Source organism: Vibrio tubiashii, assembly GCF_028551255.1.
Lineage (GTDB): Bacteria > Pseudomonadota > Gammaproteobacteria > Enterobacterales > Vibrionaceae > Vibrio > Vibrio tubiashii_B.
On the sequence record NZ_CP117030.1, the window covers coordinates 1,133,347 to 1,147,700 of the forward strand.

Annotated in this window: 12 protein-coding genes; 3 read left to right on the forward strand and 9 right to left on the reverse strand. The window is 44.8% G+C overall.

The genetic code is table 11. The features are described from left to right. Window positions 1-20: 20 nt before the first annotated feature. Together LYZ37_RS20535 and LYZ37_RS20540 are read right to left on the reverse strand one after the other, a co-directional pair. Complete coding sequence (locus LYZ37_RS20535; protein ID WP_272787392.1) at window positions 21-1,424, reverse strand: FAD-dependent oxidoreductase; 1,404 nt, start codon at window positions 1,422-1,424, stop codon at window positions 21-23. A 157-nt stretch (window positions 1,425-1,581) separates the two neighbouring features. Next, window positions 1,582-2,706, reverse strand: coding sequence for a M14 family metallopeptidase (locus LYZ37_RS20540; protein ID WP_239852913.1), 1,125 nt, complete (start codon window positions 2,704-2,706; stop codon window positions 1,582-1,584). Window positions 2,707-2,983: 277 nt separating this feature from the next. Between LYZ37_RS20540 and LYZ37_RS20545 the strand changes: the two genes are divergently transcribed. Then, entirely contained in the window at window positions 2,984-4,459 is a 1,476-nt protein-coding gene (locus LYZ37_RS20545; protein WP_004745642.1) for a peptide MFS transporter, read from the forward strand. Between the two features lie 85 nt (window positions 4,460-4,544). Here LYZ37_RS20545 and LYZ37_RS20550 read toward each other — a convergent pair whose 3' ends face one another. The 7 genes from LYZ37_RS20550 to LYZ37_RS20580 all read right to left on the reverse strand — a co-directional run bounded on the left by LYZ37_RS20550 (window position 4,545) and on the right by LYZ37_RS20580 (window position 11,533). Then, window positions 4,545-4,901, reverse strand: a complete 357-nt coding sequence (locus LYZ37_RS20550; RefSeq protein WP_272787393.1) for a DUF3316 domain-containing protein — start codon at window positions 4,899-4,901, stop codon at window positions 4,545-4,547. A 362-nt stretch (window positions 4,902-5,263) separates the two neighbouring features. Then, window positions 5,264-6,166: an EamA family transporter gene (locus LYZ37_RS20555; protein WP_272787394.1), complete on the reverse strand. Its 903-nt coding sequence runs from the start codon at window positions 6,164-6,166 to the stop codon at window positions 5,264-5,266. A 71-nt stretch (window positions 6,167-6,237) separates the two neighbouring features. Then, window positions 6,238-6,942 (reverse strand): phosphonate utilization transcriptional regulator PhnR, encoded by a 705-nt coding sequence (gene phnR / locus LYZ37_RS20560; RefSeq protein WP_171319798.1) that lies wholly within the window; start codon window positions 6,940-6,942, stop codon window positions 6,238-6,240. A gap of 8 nt (window positions 6,943-6,950) precedes the next feature. Then, a complete protein-coding gene (locus LYZ37_RS20565) occupies window positions 6,951-8,663 on the reverse strand; it encodes a putative 2-aminoethylphosphonate ABC transporter permease subunit (RefSeq protein WP_420794644.1) in 1,713 nt (570 codons plus the stop codon). A gap of 25 nt (window positions 8,664-8,688) precedes the next feature. Beyond that, the gene (locus tag LYZ37_RS20570; RefSeq protein WP_272787396.1) at window positions 8,689-9,801 is read right to left on the reverse strand and encodes a putative 2-aminoethylphosphonate ABC transporter ATP-binding protein; all 1,113 of its coding nucleotides are present in this window, start codon (window positions 9,799-9,801) and stop codon (window positions 8,689-8,691) included. Window positions 9,802-9,956: 155 nt separating this feature from the next. Continuing rightward, window positions 9,957-10,361 carry a GNAT family N-acetyltransferase gene (locus LYZ37_RS20575; RefSeq protein WP_272787397.1) on the reverse strand — a complete coding sequence of 135 codons (405 nt, stop codon included), beginning with the start codon at window positions 10,359-10,361 and terminating at the stop codon, window positions 9,957-9,959. Between the two features lie 161 nt (window positions 10,362-10,522). Beyond that, window positions 10,523-11,533: a putative 2-aminoethylphosphonate ABC transporter substrate-binding protein gene (locus LYZ37_RS20580; RefSeq protein ID WP_171319806.1), complete on the reverse strand. Its 1,011-nt coding sequence runs from the start codon at window positions 11,531-11,533 to the stop codon at window positions 10,523-10,525. A gap of 283 nt (window positions 11,534-11,816) precedes the next feature. Between LYZ37_RS20580 and phnW the strand changes: the two genes are divergently transcribed. Both phnW and LYZ37_RS20590 read left to right on the forward strand, forming a co-directional pair. Next, a complete protein-coding gene (gene phnW, locus LYZ37_RS20585) occupies window positions 11,817-12,920 on the forward strand; it encodes a 2-aminoethylphosphonate--pyruvate transaminase (RefSeq protein WP_272787398.1) in 1,104 nt (367 codons plus the stop codon). Window positions 12,921-12,946: 26 nt separating this feature from the next. Further along, window positions 12,947-14,326 (forward strand): aspartate aminotransferase family protein, encoded by a 1,380-nt coding sequence (locus LYZ37_RS20590; RefSeq protein ID WP_272787399.1) that lies wholly within the window; start codon window positions 12,947-12,949, stop codon window positions 14,324-14,326. Window positions 14,327-14,354: the final 28 nt, after the last annotated feature.

The window sequence follows — 14,354 nt, forward strand, 5'->3', positions numbered from 1 at the left end:
AACAAAATATGACAGTGGCGTTAAGTCACCTTGTCTGCTTTACCTGCTGCACCTGCAAACTTAGCTAACCATTTATCTAGCAGGTTTGGTTTCTCTTCCCTGTCTTCAGCATCTTCTTTCCTGCGCACAGCATTTCTCACCATCATCGCACCTAGCCAACGAATCGGCTCTGGCGGAAAGTGACCTAATGGGCCTTGTGCTAAACCACATTGTGACCAAACATCTTTTCGTTCTAACACCAGAGAGGTAAGAATCTTGGCACCCACTCGGGTTTGAGCAACCCCATTACCGGAGTAGCCGAAGCCATAGAATATGTTTTGCTGCCCGCCTAAGTTGCCAAAGAAAGGTAAGCCTGTCACAGAGCGATCAGAGCCTCCTGTCCAACTGTAAGCAAACTTAGACTGGTTAAGCTCTGGAAACAGATGAGCAAAAGAGCGCGAGAGCAAATCGACATATCGGCTTTGTTTGTTAAACATAGGGTCAACGCGATTAGCAAACGAGAACTGATTGCCCCCTTTCCCTAGCATTAAACGCCCGTCTCGGGTATCTCGGTAATAGTGAACAAAAATCCGAGAATCGACGACAGCAGCCCCCTTTTTCAATCCACTTTGTTCTAGCTGCTTTTCAATCGGATCGGTGATCACCATGTCTGATGAGACGACAACAATACTGCGTTTGAATTGCTTAAAATGCTCCACCATCCAAGCATTTAAACCCAACACAACCTTATCTGCGTAGATCTTTCCTTGCAGAGTATGCACCACCGCAGGCTCACCAAAATCAATCTTCTCCATCGCGCTGTTTTCGTAGACCTTGATTCCAAGCTCAATCGCCACCCGACGCAAACCTCGTACTAGCAGCGCAGGTTGCACACTGCCAGCAGCAGGAGAATAATAACCTTCAAGGTGTTGCTTCGAGCCAGATGAGGAACGGAGTTCTTGTTCTGAACAGACATTCCAACTGTTGCAAGCGAGTTGCTCCAGTCGCTCAACGACAGGCTTCATTTGCCCCTGTTGGGCAGAGTTAGTCGCGGTATAGTAAGTGCCACTGCGATAAAGATGCGCATCGATATTGTGCTCAAGACAGAATTGCTCAATGTCATACACAGCCTGCTCAGACTCTTCCACCAGCCATTTAGCCTGCTCTTCACCAAACAGGCGCTTGAGCGTTGGATACTTGGTTGACCATGTCAGCATACAGCCACCGTTAGCACCAGAAGCTCCACTGCCACACAACCCTTTATCTATGACTACGATATCAAGCTGAGGTTGTTGCTCTTTGAGCATAATAGCAGTCCAAAGCCCTGTATAACCTCCTCCAACGATCGCCACATCGGCTGAAATGTCCGTAGTGAGAGTTTGAGTATCGAGTGGCTGCTCCATTTCTAGCGCTTGTTTGAACCAATAAGATAGATGAGATGACATGTTCATTTCCTTCATTTTGTCTCTGAAGAAAATGTATCGCGCCTTGATCCAGACGCACAGCGAGGATTTGTTACGCTGAGCGTAAGCTTTACTAACGCAAAAGGCGCGGAATTCACCGCGCCTTTATCCTAAGGTCTTTTGAGCTAATTTGAGTGAATTAAATCTTATCGACCATAGCAAAGGTTGCCGTTAGCATATCGTGACCAAACTTAACGCTACGCTCTGGTGACCAACCGTAAAGCGGGTCTGGGTAATCGTTATTATCTTTAAATGGCATCTCAACGGTGTAAGACAAACACTTGAACTGCTCACCCACCCAGTTAGATCCAACGGTCAAGTTCGCTTTACCCGGTTCATCTTTATCGTAACCATGCTCGTCTTGAAATTCTGGCGTCACCGTATGAAGCACTTGTTTGAATGCCGTTTCTAGCTTTGCCAAACGCTCATCATAAGATGGAATGCCTTCAGAACCTGCAACAAAGTTGAAAGGAATCGCTTCGTCACCGTGGATATCTAAGAACATATCAACACCCGTTTCTAGCATGCGCTCTCGCACCAAATAGACTTCCGGGCTGCGTTCCATTGTTGGAGACTGCCATTCACGGTTTAGATTCACCCCAATCGCATTGCAGCGCAGATGACCGCGAATTGCGCCATCTGGGTTCATATTTGGCACAACATAAAGCACTGCATTTTCGAGCACTGCACGAGCCGTAGTATCGTCTTCATCCAACAGACGTTGAATAAAGCCTTCCATAAACCACTCTGCCATGGTTTCACCTGGGTGCTGGCGCGCAATTAACCAGATCTTCTTCTTACCTTCTTCTGGCTCACCAAACGTTAGTAGGCTCATATCGTTGCCATCTAACGTGCTACCCAGAGTTTCAAGTTGACAGTGATGAGCACTCTGCGCCATGTGAAGCAAATCAAGGTGACGATCATACGTATAAGGAGCAAAGTAAGCGAAATAGATAGAACCACGCTCAGGGATAACGTTGAATGTTAGCGTATCACCATCAAACTCTGCTGGAATACGGAACCACTCTTCACGGTCATAAGATGCGACAACATCATAACCGCTCCAACCTTCTGGGTAGGCCGAGTTCTTTAGATCTAGCAATTGAATAGTATGAGACTGCTCTGCTTGAGTCTCTAGGCGAAAGTGAAACCATTGATAAAACTCTGACTGATTGTCATTGGGAATCTTGAGTTGAATCTGATCTTTGTTCTCGATGCTTACGACTTCGATGCTGCCACTATCGAAATTACTAAAAATCTTCATGCTTACATTCCTTATACATTTACGTAGCAATGCAGGAGGCTAGCACAGTTCTTAGTAGTTAAAAATCTCTTTAGAACACTTTATCGCATGGAATATTTATCAAAAATATCCCACGCAAACGTTTTGGATCAAACTCATTACAAAAATTTATGCGAAGTTGAGAAAAAATCGTGCATAGAAAAGTAATTCTGCGATAATTGTTTCAATTTATAACATAGCACAAATGATAAAATAATCAGATGTTAACTCTGTGTTATATCAACAAAAAGAGAATATTATGTGGAATAAACTCAATAAATCAATGATGTTCTGCCAAGCGATGTTTGGCTTATCATTCTATGGTGTGATGGTTATCCTGACCCGTTTTTTCTTAGAAGATCTAGGGTATAGCGAAGCCGACACCATGATGGTTGTCGGAGCGTTTTCATCCATCGGCCCACTTTTCGCTATTGCTGGCGGCTTTATTGTCGACAAATTTCTTGGCGCATACCGCTCACTCACCATTGCTTATGGTGCATTCGCTACTGGATACACCTTGCTAGTATTGGGCGCGTCAACAACTAACATCCCAATGAGCTTAGCAGGTATCGCACTCGCAAGTTACGCACGTGGCTTAATGTCTCCTTCTTACCCAAGTCTTTACAAACGCACCTTTGCTTCAGAAGAGGACTTCGAGAATGGCTACCCGGTAAACTACTCAGTCAACAACGTTGGCGCCTTGTTAGGCCAATACCTGTTCCCAATGTTCGTGCTAGTAATCGGTTTCCACGGAAGCTTCACACTATCAGCGGTCATGGCAGCCTTCGCATTTGCAGTACTTGTTATCTTCAATAAACAACTTGTGGGTGCAGCCGCTGAGATCGATCAAGAGCCAGTCAGCGCTAAAAACTGGGCAGCATTCCTAACGGTTTCAGTTGCAATGGTTGGCTTAGTATTCTTCATGTTCTCTAACATGGATATTGGTCAGAACATTGTTTACGCCATCGGTGCCGCTGCGATCTTGTACTTCATCTCGTTGATGTTTAAGTCAGGCAAGTCAGACGCGCTGAAGATGGGTACCATCCTAATCATGACAGTGCTAACGACATGTTTCTTCGTTTACTACGGTCAGATGATGACATCAATGACCATGGTAACGATCAATACAATGCGTGGTGATCTATTCAACCTGATCCCAATTGCCCCAGAAGCATCCATGGCAATGAACCCACTATGGTGTATTGTTGCTGGCCCTGTTATTGCTATGACCTTCTCCTCTCTTGAGAAGAAAGGCATCAATTTCTCTACGGCAACTAAGATCGGTTTTGCCTTTATCTTTACAGCGATTGCGTTTGGTATCCTGACCATGGCAGTCATGAACATCGGTGAAGATGTAGTTATTCGCCCTGAAGTCTTCCTAGCGATCCACTTCTTCCAAGCATTCGCAGAAGTTATTGTCGGTAGCCTTGTGGTTGCGTTTATCCTTTCGGTTGCCCCTAAGCACATCGAAGGTTTCTCTGTATCACTATTCTCTGTTGCAATGGCACTAAGTGGTATCGTAGGTGCAGTATTCTCTACCTCTATCGCTTTAGAGAAAGGCCAAGAGATCACGCAAGAAATTGTTCAAACAGTTTATGGCGACTACTTCCAACTACTAACTGTTCTTGCTGTTGTGATGGTAGCGATTGCTCTTGTTGCCTCTGTGATTATTCGTAAGATGCTAGAAGCAGCTCGCGCTGATGAACAACCTGAAATGGTTGAAGCGGAAAGCTAATCGTCTCCGCATTCAAATAAAGTAAAAACCCAAGCGTTGAGCTTGGGTTTTTTATTATTTGCTAGCAAAAACTGAAATAAAAGAATTAGTCTCTATCGCGAGCTCTAAATTCGTAGCTGACATTAATTACAGGTTGGAAAGCAATTTCACCTTCACTGGTAACAATTTCATTCACTGTTACGTGTGAATTTCTCAACTCAAATGAATTAACGTCAACAAGGTCATTAGTTGAGTAAGATACAGCTTTACTTAACTCATATGGAGATTTATCGTTAATTTCCATAATCATGGTTTTACCTGCTGCTAATGCTGCTTCTTTTGAACCAACTGCATCGCCATTCATAGTTTCACTTTGGATTACGGTGTTGTATGCACCACCTACACCAGCCAAAGCTACTGAACTAAACAACATAACACTTGCTAAACTCACTACTTTAATCATAACTGACTCCTTAGCTACCTATACTTACTTACCTAATAAATGGTTCTAAAAATCGAGCTTTATTCCGCTGCCCGAGTAACCAAATAGTACGTAACAGAAGACCAGAATGAATTAGAAATAATTGCACTTGTTATTCGAATAATTTGAAATAAGTGTAATTCGCTTTCTTACATTAAAAGTGGGGTTAAATTGGTTCACAATATGCAGCTTAGAAAAAAGATATTTAACTCAACACTTTATTAGTTCGATTCGAAAACAAAGAAAGAAAGCCGAGATAACACTTTAGAGTGATTCGTTATAATACAAGTGGAAAATATCATATAAATTTGGTGAACTTTTTGACATTAATTGGTCTTTTTCTATCAGATAACTGTCAATACCAGTCCAACGAAAATCAAGAAGGTGCCTAAACTTCGGGTTAGAGCGAAGCGCTCACCTAATAAAATCACACCGAAAATCATACCAAACACAATACTTAGCTGCCTTAGCGCCACAACATAACTGACATTCTCGGTCATTGTCATCGCGTATAGCACCAAACCATAAGTGGTGGCCATCATAATCCCAGCCATTGCGGAAGGCTTCTTGATGCTCCACGCCTCAGAAAACTCCTTCCATTGACGTGTTGCCAAGACATAGATGGTAATGACTAAGAATATTGTCCAGAACTGGATACCCAGATAGAAAATCGCTGAATGCAGATTAGAGATAATAGATGAGAGTTCAAGGTCAACAATCCCTAAAGCCTCTTTATCCAAAATGGAGTAGCCTGTGGTGCCTACGGCAGCAATCACCGCCCATAACACACCAATATTGAGGTAGTCACTAAAACGTAACTCTCGTAAAGAACTCAAAGGCACTAACAGACAACCAAAGGTGATTAACACGAAGCCTACCCACACAAGCGTGGTTAACTGGTATCCCAGTAAAGCGGTGCCCACGCCAACCATAAGCACTGGAAGCGCACGCGCAATAGGATAAATCACGCCAATATCACCATGCTTATAGGCGTTACCTAAACCAATCAGATAGATAAACTGAGCGACGCCACTCACAAGTAGCATCCACCAAAACGTTGTTGGAATATTCGTGATACCGACATAATTGAGATACCAAATTACGTATGGCGCAAGTACGATCGAAGCGGCAGCACTACTGGATAAGAAAAATGCCGTTCCTGAAGATTTGTTACTTTTGCTTAGAAGATTCCAGCCTGCATGCAGAAATGCCGATACGACAACCAAACATATCGCCCATACTGACATAGTCATTCCTTAAACTTGAAGAAATAAAAGGCTTCTGGTTACAACGCAGAAGCCTAAATAAAGAAGTGAGATTAACGTTGAAGCTGAGCGACGGACTCAATGCTGATTGCATCATGTCGCCAGTATTCGATATCGCAGTCAATCAACTCGCCATTTTGATTGTAGTTAACTCGTTCAACGACCATCGCTGGTGTCCCAGACGTCGCTCGCAATGCTTGTGCTGTCTCACCGAGCAATGTGCTGGTACTAATTCGGTAGCGAATCTTTTCGTAAACAACACCATAATGTTCGCGATAAATGTCAGTTAAAGACTTCGACAAATCAAAATCGAGAAGATTTGGAAACAACTCAGGACGAATATAGTTAGTGACATACACCACTGGGCGCTCTTCTAGGTATCGTACTCTATCTACTCGATACACATCAGAAAATGGCTGTAACCCAAGTAAACTAGCCGCTTGCTTATTGGCAAGAATACCTTTTGCTGCAATCAACTCCGTCTTTGGTGTGCGCTGCTGCGCGGTCGCCATATTGGTAAAGTTGAGAGTCTGCGTCGGATCGTACTTAAGTGGCAGTGGCGATATAAACCAACCACGTCTGTCTTCTCGGTAGATTCGCCCTTCTGCTTCAAGCAAGGATAACGCCTCTCTGAGTGTGACTCTTGTGGTATCAAACGACTCTGCAAGCTTCCTTTCTGCTGGCAATTTCTGCCTTGGCGATAACATGCCTGATTCAATTTGCTCAACAATCGAATCTTTAATTTTTACGTACTGCACCCTTGTCCTTACCTTTTACGCCATGCTTGCGTTTTGTTTTCTAGCCATTTGCCTAACGTCATGTGTGCCAACTTAGCGACAGCAGCAGAGATCATGATCATCACTGCCATCGCTGCGGCTGCACCTGTCTGTCCTGCATCATCCATATTTAATACTGACACAGAAGCAGGGATAGTTTCCGTAGAGTAGATAAATACTACCGCAGAAGTGGTGGTTAATGCATTAATAAACAAATAGGTAGCGATATCAAGAGTCGCTGGAACGCAAACTGGCAGTGTCACCTTAAAAAACAACTTATACTGAGGTAGCTTTACCGAAGCTGCTGTCGCTTCAATTTCGCTCGGAATTTGCTTAAGTGCGGTTACCGCTGTCATATGGCCTACGGTGTAATAGTGAACCACGGTGTTGATAACAAGAAACGCCATGCCGCCATATAAAACGCTGAGTGGGTTGTTGGCATCATTAAAATAAAAGATATACCCTAGCCCCAACACCATTCCCGGTACTGCCATAGGAACAACGCTGAGCATTTGCATGGCTTGTCTAACCGGCGCAAACGCCCGCCCTTTCTCAATACAGTACGCTCCAACAAAAATAATTGCTGTACCAATTATGGCTGTCCATGTTGCGAGTGTTAGCGAGTTAAAGTATGGAGACCAACCATAGGTACTCATTTCAGCAAAGTTGTAATTGTTCAGCGTTAGCGCCTTGTTCCAAGGCCAGAAGGTCACCAATGAGCCATATACTGCCATCCCAAGTACCACAATCACTGCGGAAGAAATCACCAAACAATAGGCAAAACAGATCCCGTCTCTGACTTTATTAGGCTCAGGTTGGTAAGGGACAGAGCGAGTATCAAATAGGCTTTTTTGTTTCTTTTGTACCCAGCGGTCTGCAACAAACGCGAGCAAGGCAGGCATTAACAGCAAAATACTGGTCACCGCACCCATGGAGAAGTTTTGCTGCCCGACGACTTGCTTGAAAATATCTGTCGCCAGAACGTTGTAATTCCCGCCGATCACTTTAGGTACACCAAAATCACACACAACCAGAGTGAACACGACAATCAAGGTACTGATCAGTCCGTACTTAGCAGCCGGAAGAGTGACGACAAAGAAAGTCTTGAACGGTGACGTTTTTAAAGCTCGCGCCGCTTCATACAATCTCGCATCCGAGGTTCTCAGTGAGGTGGTAAGTATCATCAGGGCATGAGGGAAGGTCCAAAAGATGAGACCTAGCGAGATGCCTACCAAGCCGTAGACTGATTGACCGCCCAACATCTCTTTAGCGATACCTTGATTACCAAACAAAAAGATAAGACTGATTGCAGGAAGCAGCGACGGTGCCAAAATAGGAGCTGTACCCAGCATGTGAAACATTCCTTTCATTGGCATGCACGATCTCGTCAGTGCGTAGGCATAACCAAAAGCGAGTACGCCTACAACGGCAGTCACAAGAAGCCCTAATGTAAATGTGTTGCCAACAGAGTACCAAAGGCTGCCATTGGCAAAATAGGTAGCGAAGTTCTCCAGCCCAACAAATTCGCCACTGTTGTTCTGAACACTTTTTGTCAGCATCGCCCATAGAGGCATCACAATAAAAATTGTTAGCGCTGAAAATAGGAATGCCAATAAGCCAAATAGCACTAGGTTATCTTTACTGACCCTGTGCAAAAGGGATGAAGGACGCAATGAGCGAGAGTTAACTCCAGAGTTGTACATAGTTCTGCTTTCCATTAGTGATACCTTAAGCCGCAATTGCTTTAGTGCCATTCGGGCTTAAGGTTGGGTATGCACGTACCCCCTGTTTTGAGAACTGAATGTATCGAATATCGCCAATACGCAGCTTCTGCTCGGTGACCACTTCGCCAGCAACATCGATAAAGATCGGCGCGGCTTGTTTGTCATGCTGAAGTTCACATTCAAAGCGATAAAACGCACCAAGGAACTCTCTGTCTCGGATCTTCACAGGTAGAGCATTATTAAATTGCTCGGCAAAACGGATGCTTTCTGGACGTATTGCCAGATCAAAGCAATCCCCTCTTACTACTTGCTTGTTTTCAATAACAGGAGCGGGAATCAGCGACTCAGCGATACGTAGTTGAGTATCAGTCGCTGCTGAGGCAGAAATAAAATTCATGCTGCCAACAAACTCAGCAACAAAACGAGTAGCAGGGTGTTGATAGATCTCTTGTGGCGTGCCCACTTGCTCAATGACGCCATGATTCATCACAACGATTCTGTCAGCCATAGACAGCGCTTCATCTTGGTCATGAGTCACCATGATTGTGGTAATACCCAGTTTGCGCTGAAGTTTGCAAATCTCATCTCTTAGGTGAACACGAACTTTGGCATCAAGTGCAGAGAGAGGTTCATCAAGAAGCAATAACCCTGGGGACAAGGCTAACGCTCTCGCAAGGGCAACACGCTGCTGCTGACCACCAGACAATTGGTTAGGGTATTTCTCACCAGAAGTCGGTAAACCAATCATATCAAGCCAATAATCAACCTTTTCTAAGGCTTGTTGATTGGTCATCCCTTGGTTCTTCAATCCCATGGCAATGTTCTCTTGCACAGTAAGGTTTGGAAATAGCGCATACGATTGAAAAACAATACCAAAATCGCGTTTTTCCGGAGGGAGGAAGGTTGTCTCTTGTCCGTTTTGATAGATGCCACCTGAAGTCGGTAGATCAAGTCCAGCGATAGCTCGTAGTAGGGTCGTTTTGCCGCAGCCAGAAGGGCCAAGAAAGCAGACAAACTCGCCCTTCTCTATTGCCAGTGAAATTTGCTTTAACGCAGTGAACTGGCCAAATTGCTTCACTACATTTTCAATTTGTAAGTAAGGTTGGTTAGTTGACATAACACACTCTCCAAATGGTATATACCAACCTTAAATCTGGTTTGTTTCAACGGCATGACAAATTTATAGAGCAAAGATGACAATAAAATGAATTCACTCGGTTAGCCTATTGTCTGTAACCGAACAATTAGCGAGGTCAATCTACACCCTAAAGCTCACAACTCAAGAGACATTTTAAAGTACGGAATTTCCCCTTTGTAAAAGCGCTCACCTTGTTTACTCATACCGAATTTGAGATAAATACCCATTGCTGATTCACGTGCATCACACCAAAAAAGTGTCGCCCGACAATCTCGTACTTCGCTCAACATGGTTTCCAACATCATTGAGCCTATACCCTGCCCTTGATACTCAGGCAAAACAGCAAATTTGCGTAGTCGAGCTTCATCTTGCTCAACAAAGACCGATGCGACACCAACTAACTGATCTCCGATAAAGCCTCCATAATGAAAGCCAAATTCATCTTCTGCCACGCGACAAAACTCCAAGCTCTTTGTCGGCCATAACACCGCATGCCTCAACGCGAGTGTTTGCTCTGCTGTAACTCTTTCTACTCTCATGATGCTTTCCTTGCCCTCCAGTTATCCAGTTATCCAGTTATCCAGTTATCCAGTTATCCAGTTATCCAGTTATCCAGTTATCTTAATCTGCCCTTAACTTCCCTGAAAAGCAAAAAGGAGAGCAACCTTGCTCTCCTTTGTTATCTGAATCCGCAATCAGCTTATGATTTAGGCTCTGATTTAGCGTCAAATTTCGCCGACCAAGCCGCTAGGATATCCGCTCGCTTGCTGCCCATCTGAGCAAAGTCCATCTTAGCCATATTCGCTTCTACATTCGGGAAGTTAGACACAGTTGCTTTCACATCTTTATGACCAACCACTGGGTACATCTCTATATAAAGCTCATTGGCTGCTTTCGAAATAGACCAATCAACTACGCGCTTAGCTGCGTCAGACTCTTTCACTAAGCCGACCGCTTCTGATTCCCAACCGATGCCTTTAGGTGTAATCACCGCTAAAGGAGCACCTTGTGTTTTTAGCTTAGCGCCACGGCTTGCCATTGAAATACCAATCGCAACTTCACCCATGCCCGCTTGTACACATGGCTTAGAACCGGAATGCGTGTAGTGTGCGATGTTCTTATCAAGATCGCGCATGTAGTTCCACGCTTTATCTTCACCCATATTCTGCAGCCAAGCTGAAACTTGCATATAGCCAGTCCCTGAAGAAGCTGGGTTAGGCATTGCGATATGACCTTTGTATACAGGTTTAGTCAGATCTTGCCAAGACGTCGGCTTTGGCAGATTCAGCTGCTTAGCAACCGCTTCATTAAAACATACCGCGTTAAAGAACGCGTCGTTACCAAACCAAGCTTGGTTTGATTGCGGGTCATTCAAACTCGCATTTAGCTGATCCAGACCTTTAGGCGTGTATGGCTGTAGAAGACCTTCTTCTTTTAGTAACGCCATCGAAGAACCTGCCAGACCCCAAACAACTTCAGCACGTGGGTTGTTTTTTTCTGCAAGTAGCTTAGCAGTCATGATGCCTGTTGAATCACGAACCCATTTGATTTTGATATCAGGGTTTTCTTTTTCGAAAGCATTTTTGTACTTTGCCAGAATGTCAGTTTCGAAAGCCGTGTAAACCGTCACTTCCTGTGCTGCCATTGCGTTTGTTGCCAGCAGAGAAACAAGTGCAGCTAGCGATCCTTTCATCAAACGGTTTTTCATCATCTTCTCCAATTAAGACTATTACGTTTGTTAAACCTTGCCGAATTAGCATTGGTCTGTACCAGTTGACGTAATACACCCTAAAAGCGCTTTATTACGATTCTATGAACAAAAAATGGCACTTTTTTAAAGAATTGACGAAAAACTGCGCGCAATTTTTCCGACGAATTTTTCATATGAAAGTTTTGTTAAATTCGACTTTCTGACCTTTACTGTTGTTTTTTCCTCTTGCTAAAGTAAATCCAAATTCTGGTGTAGACCAAATATAGTTAAAATGGAAATCGAGATGAAAAACGAATACCTACTGCTGACTCCGGGTCCTTTATCGACATCTGAAACCGTTCGTGAAGCCATGCTTAAAGATTGGTGTACTTGGGATGATGACTACAACAAAGAGATCGTTGAAGTGATCCGCACTAAGCTGGTGAAACTCGCAACAAAGCAAGATGGCTACACTAGCGTACTGATGCAAGGCAGTGGTACCGCATCTGTAGAAGCGACGATTGGCAGCGCGATTGGCAAAAATGGCAAATTGATGGTTGTTGACAACGGCGCATACGGCGCACGTATCGCTCAAATTGCTGAGTATCTAAATATTCCATGCCATGTAGTTTCCCCTGGCGAAACATCACAGCCACACTTGAACGAGGTGGAAACTGCATTGGCATCGGATCCTACCATTACCCATGTAGCGATTGTTCACTGCGAAACCACAACAGGCATGCTTAACCCAATTGAAGATTTTGCGTCGATGGCAAAAGCGCACGGTAAAGTGGTGATTCTCGATGCAATGTCGAGCTTTGGTGGGATTCCTATCGATATCGCAAAGCTCAATGTCGACTTTATGATCAGCTCTGCAAACAAATGTATTCAAGGCGTACCGGGTTTTGGCTTTGTAATCGCAAAACAAACTGAGCTGGAAAAATGCCAAGGTCAAGCACGCTCTTTAAGCCTTGATCTATACGACCAATGGCATTGTATGGAAGCGAACCACGGTAAATGGCGTTTCACGTCTCCAACGCACACGGTTCGCGCGTTCTACCAAGCTTTGTTAGAGCTTGAGCAAGAAGGCGGTGTCGAAGCGCGTCACAACCGTTACCAGACTAACCAGAAAACACTGGTTGCGGGTATGCGCTCTCTTGGTTTTGAGCCGCTACTGAATGATGAGCTTCATTCACCAATCATCACCTCCTTCTACTCTCCAACGCACAGTGACTACCAGTTCAAAGAGTTCTACACCCGTTTGAAGGAACAAGGTTTTGTGATTTATCCGGGTAAGGTATCGAACGCAGATTGCTTCCGTATCGGCAACATTGGCGAAGTTTACCCAGCAGATATTGAGCGCTTAATCGGTGCAATTGAAAAAGCAATGTACTGGCAAGTTGCGTAAAGCAACCTTCTGATTGAGAGAGCGTTATGACTCAGAATATCAAACCGACCCATTTCCGCAGCGAAGGTGATGTCAACACGACACCAGCGCGCCAAGCTTGGAATGCATCGATGGACGACGAACGCACGCAAGCATTGTTGAAGCGTGATTCGGATGTGTTTCTTCATCAAGCCATGTCAACGCCTTGCTTAGATACCTTGGAAGCAGTAGAAGGCATCTACATCCAAGATGCTACCGGCAAAAAGTACATGGATTTCCATGGCAATAATGTTCATCAGTTGGGTTACGGACATCCACACGTGATTAAACGTGTGCAAGAGCAAATTGCCAAGTTGCCGTTTTCACCACGCCGCTTTACTAACCAAACTGCAATTGAATGTGCTGAAAAGCTAACGCAAATCTGTGGTGGTGAGTTGAATCGTGTGTTGTTTGCACCGGGTGGCACATCCGCCGTTGGTATGGCGCTAAAACTGGCGCGTCATATCACAGGCAATTACAAAGTCGTCTCCTTATGGGACTCTTTCCATGGTGCGTCACTGGATGCTATCTCTGTTGGTGGTGAAGCCTGCTTTCGTCAAGGTATGGGCCCACTTATGGCGGGTGTGGAGCGCATCCCACCAGCCGTATCTTACCGAGGCGCCCTTCCATCACCAGACGGCAGTGACGTGCATTACGCTGACTACCTTGAGTACGTAATAGAGAAAGAAGGCGGTTTCGGGGCGTTTATAGCCGAAGCAGTTCGCAACACCGATGTACAAGTGCCAAGTAAAGCCTACTGGAAACGCATCCGTGAAATCTGTGATAAGCACAATGTCATGCTGATCATCGACGACATTCCCAACGGAATGGGTCGCAGTGGCGAATGGTTTACCTATCAAGCTTACGATATTGAGCCAGACATTCTGTGCATTGGGAAAGGTTTAGGCGGAGGCTTAGTGCCTATCGCAGCTATGGTCACCAAAGATAAATACAATACCGCTGAGCAAATCTCCATGGGACATTACACCCATGAGAAAAGCCCAATCGGCTGCGCGGCGGCGCTGGCAACCATGGAAGCGATAGAGCAAGACGACTTGCTAGACAAAGCCAAAGCCGACAGTCAGTTCATGCGTGACAAGCTGCTAGAGATGAAAGCCAAATACCCAATAATTGGTGATGTGCGCGGCATCGGCATGCTTTGGGGAATTGAACTGGTCACCGACCATGAGAGCAAGCAGCGCGCCTATGACGAAGCCGAAGCCGTGCTCTACCAATGCCTCAACCATGGTATGAGCTTTAAGGTGTCACAAGGCAATGTGATCCAACTTAGCCCACCGCTAATCATCACTCGCGAACAATTGACGGAAGCCTTGGCCATCTTCGAAGAAGCGATCGCCAAAGTGTGCAAAGACTTTAACTACTATTAAACACTTAATTTATCTAAAGTGCTTTAAA

Coding starts and splice junctions, on each gene's coding strand:
- LYZ37_RS20535 (WP_272787392.1), bottom strand. CDS start 1,424: ATGTCATCTCATCTATCTTATTGGTTCAAACAAGCGCTAGAAATGGAG.
- LYZ37_RS20540 (WP_239852913.1), bottom strand. CDS start 2,706: ATGAAGATTTTTAGTAATTTCGATAGTGGCAGCATCGAAGTCGTAAGC.
- LYZ37_RS20545 (WP_004745642.1), top strand. CDS start 2,984: ATGTGGAATAAACTCAATAAATCAATGATGTTCTGCCAAGCGATGTTT.
- LYZ37_RS20550 (WP_272787393.1), bottom strand. CDS start 4,901: ATGATTAAAGTAGTGAGTTTAGCAAGTGTTATGTTGTTTAGTTCAGTA.
- LYZ37_RS20555 (WP_272787394.1), bottom strand. CDS start 6,166: ATGTCAGTATGGGCGATATGTTTGGTTGTCGTATCGGCATTTCTGCAT.
- LYZ37_RS20565 (WP_420794644.1), bottom strand. CDS start 8,663: ATGTACAACTCTGGAGTTAACTCTCGCTCATTGCGTCCTTCATCCCTT.
- LYZ37_RS20570 (WP_272787396.1), bottom strand. CDS start 9,801: ATGTCAACTAACCAACCTTACTTACAAATTGAAAATGTAGTGAAGCAA.
- LYZ37_RS20575 (WP_272787397.1), bottom strand. CDS start 10,361: ATGAGAGTAGAAAGAGTTACAGCAGAGCAAACACTCGCGTTGAGGCAT.
- LYZ37_RS20580 (WP_171319806.1), bottom strand. CDS start 11,533: ATGATGAAAAACCGTTTGATGAAAGGATCGCTAGCTGCACTTGTTTCT.
- phnW (WP_272787398.1), top strand. CDS start 11,817: ATGAAAAACGAATACCTACTGCTGACTCCGGGTCCTTTATCGACATCT.
- LYZ37_RS20590 (WP_272787399.1), top strand. CDS start 12,947: ATGACTCAGAATATCAAACCGACCCATTTCCGCAGCGAAGGTGATGTC.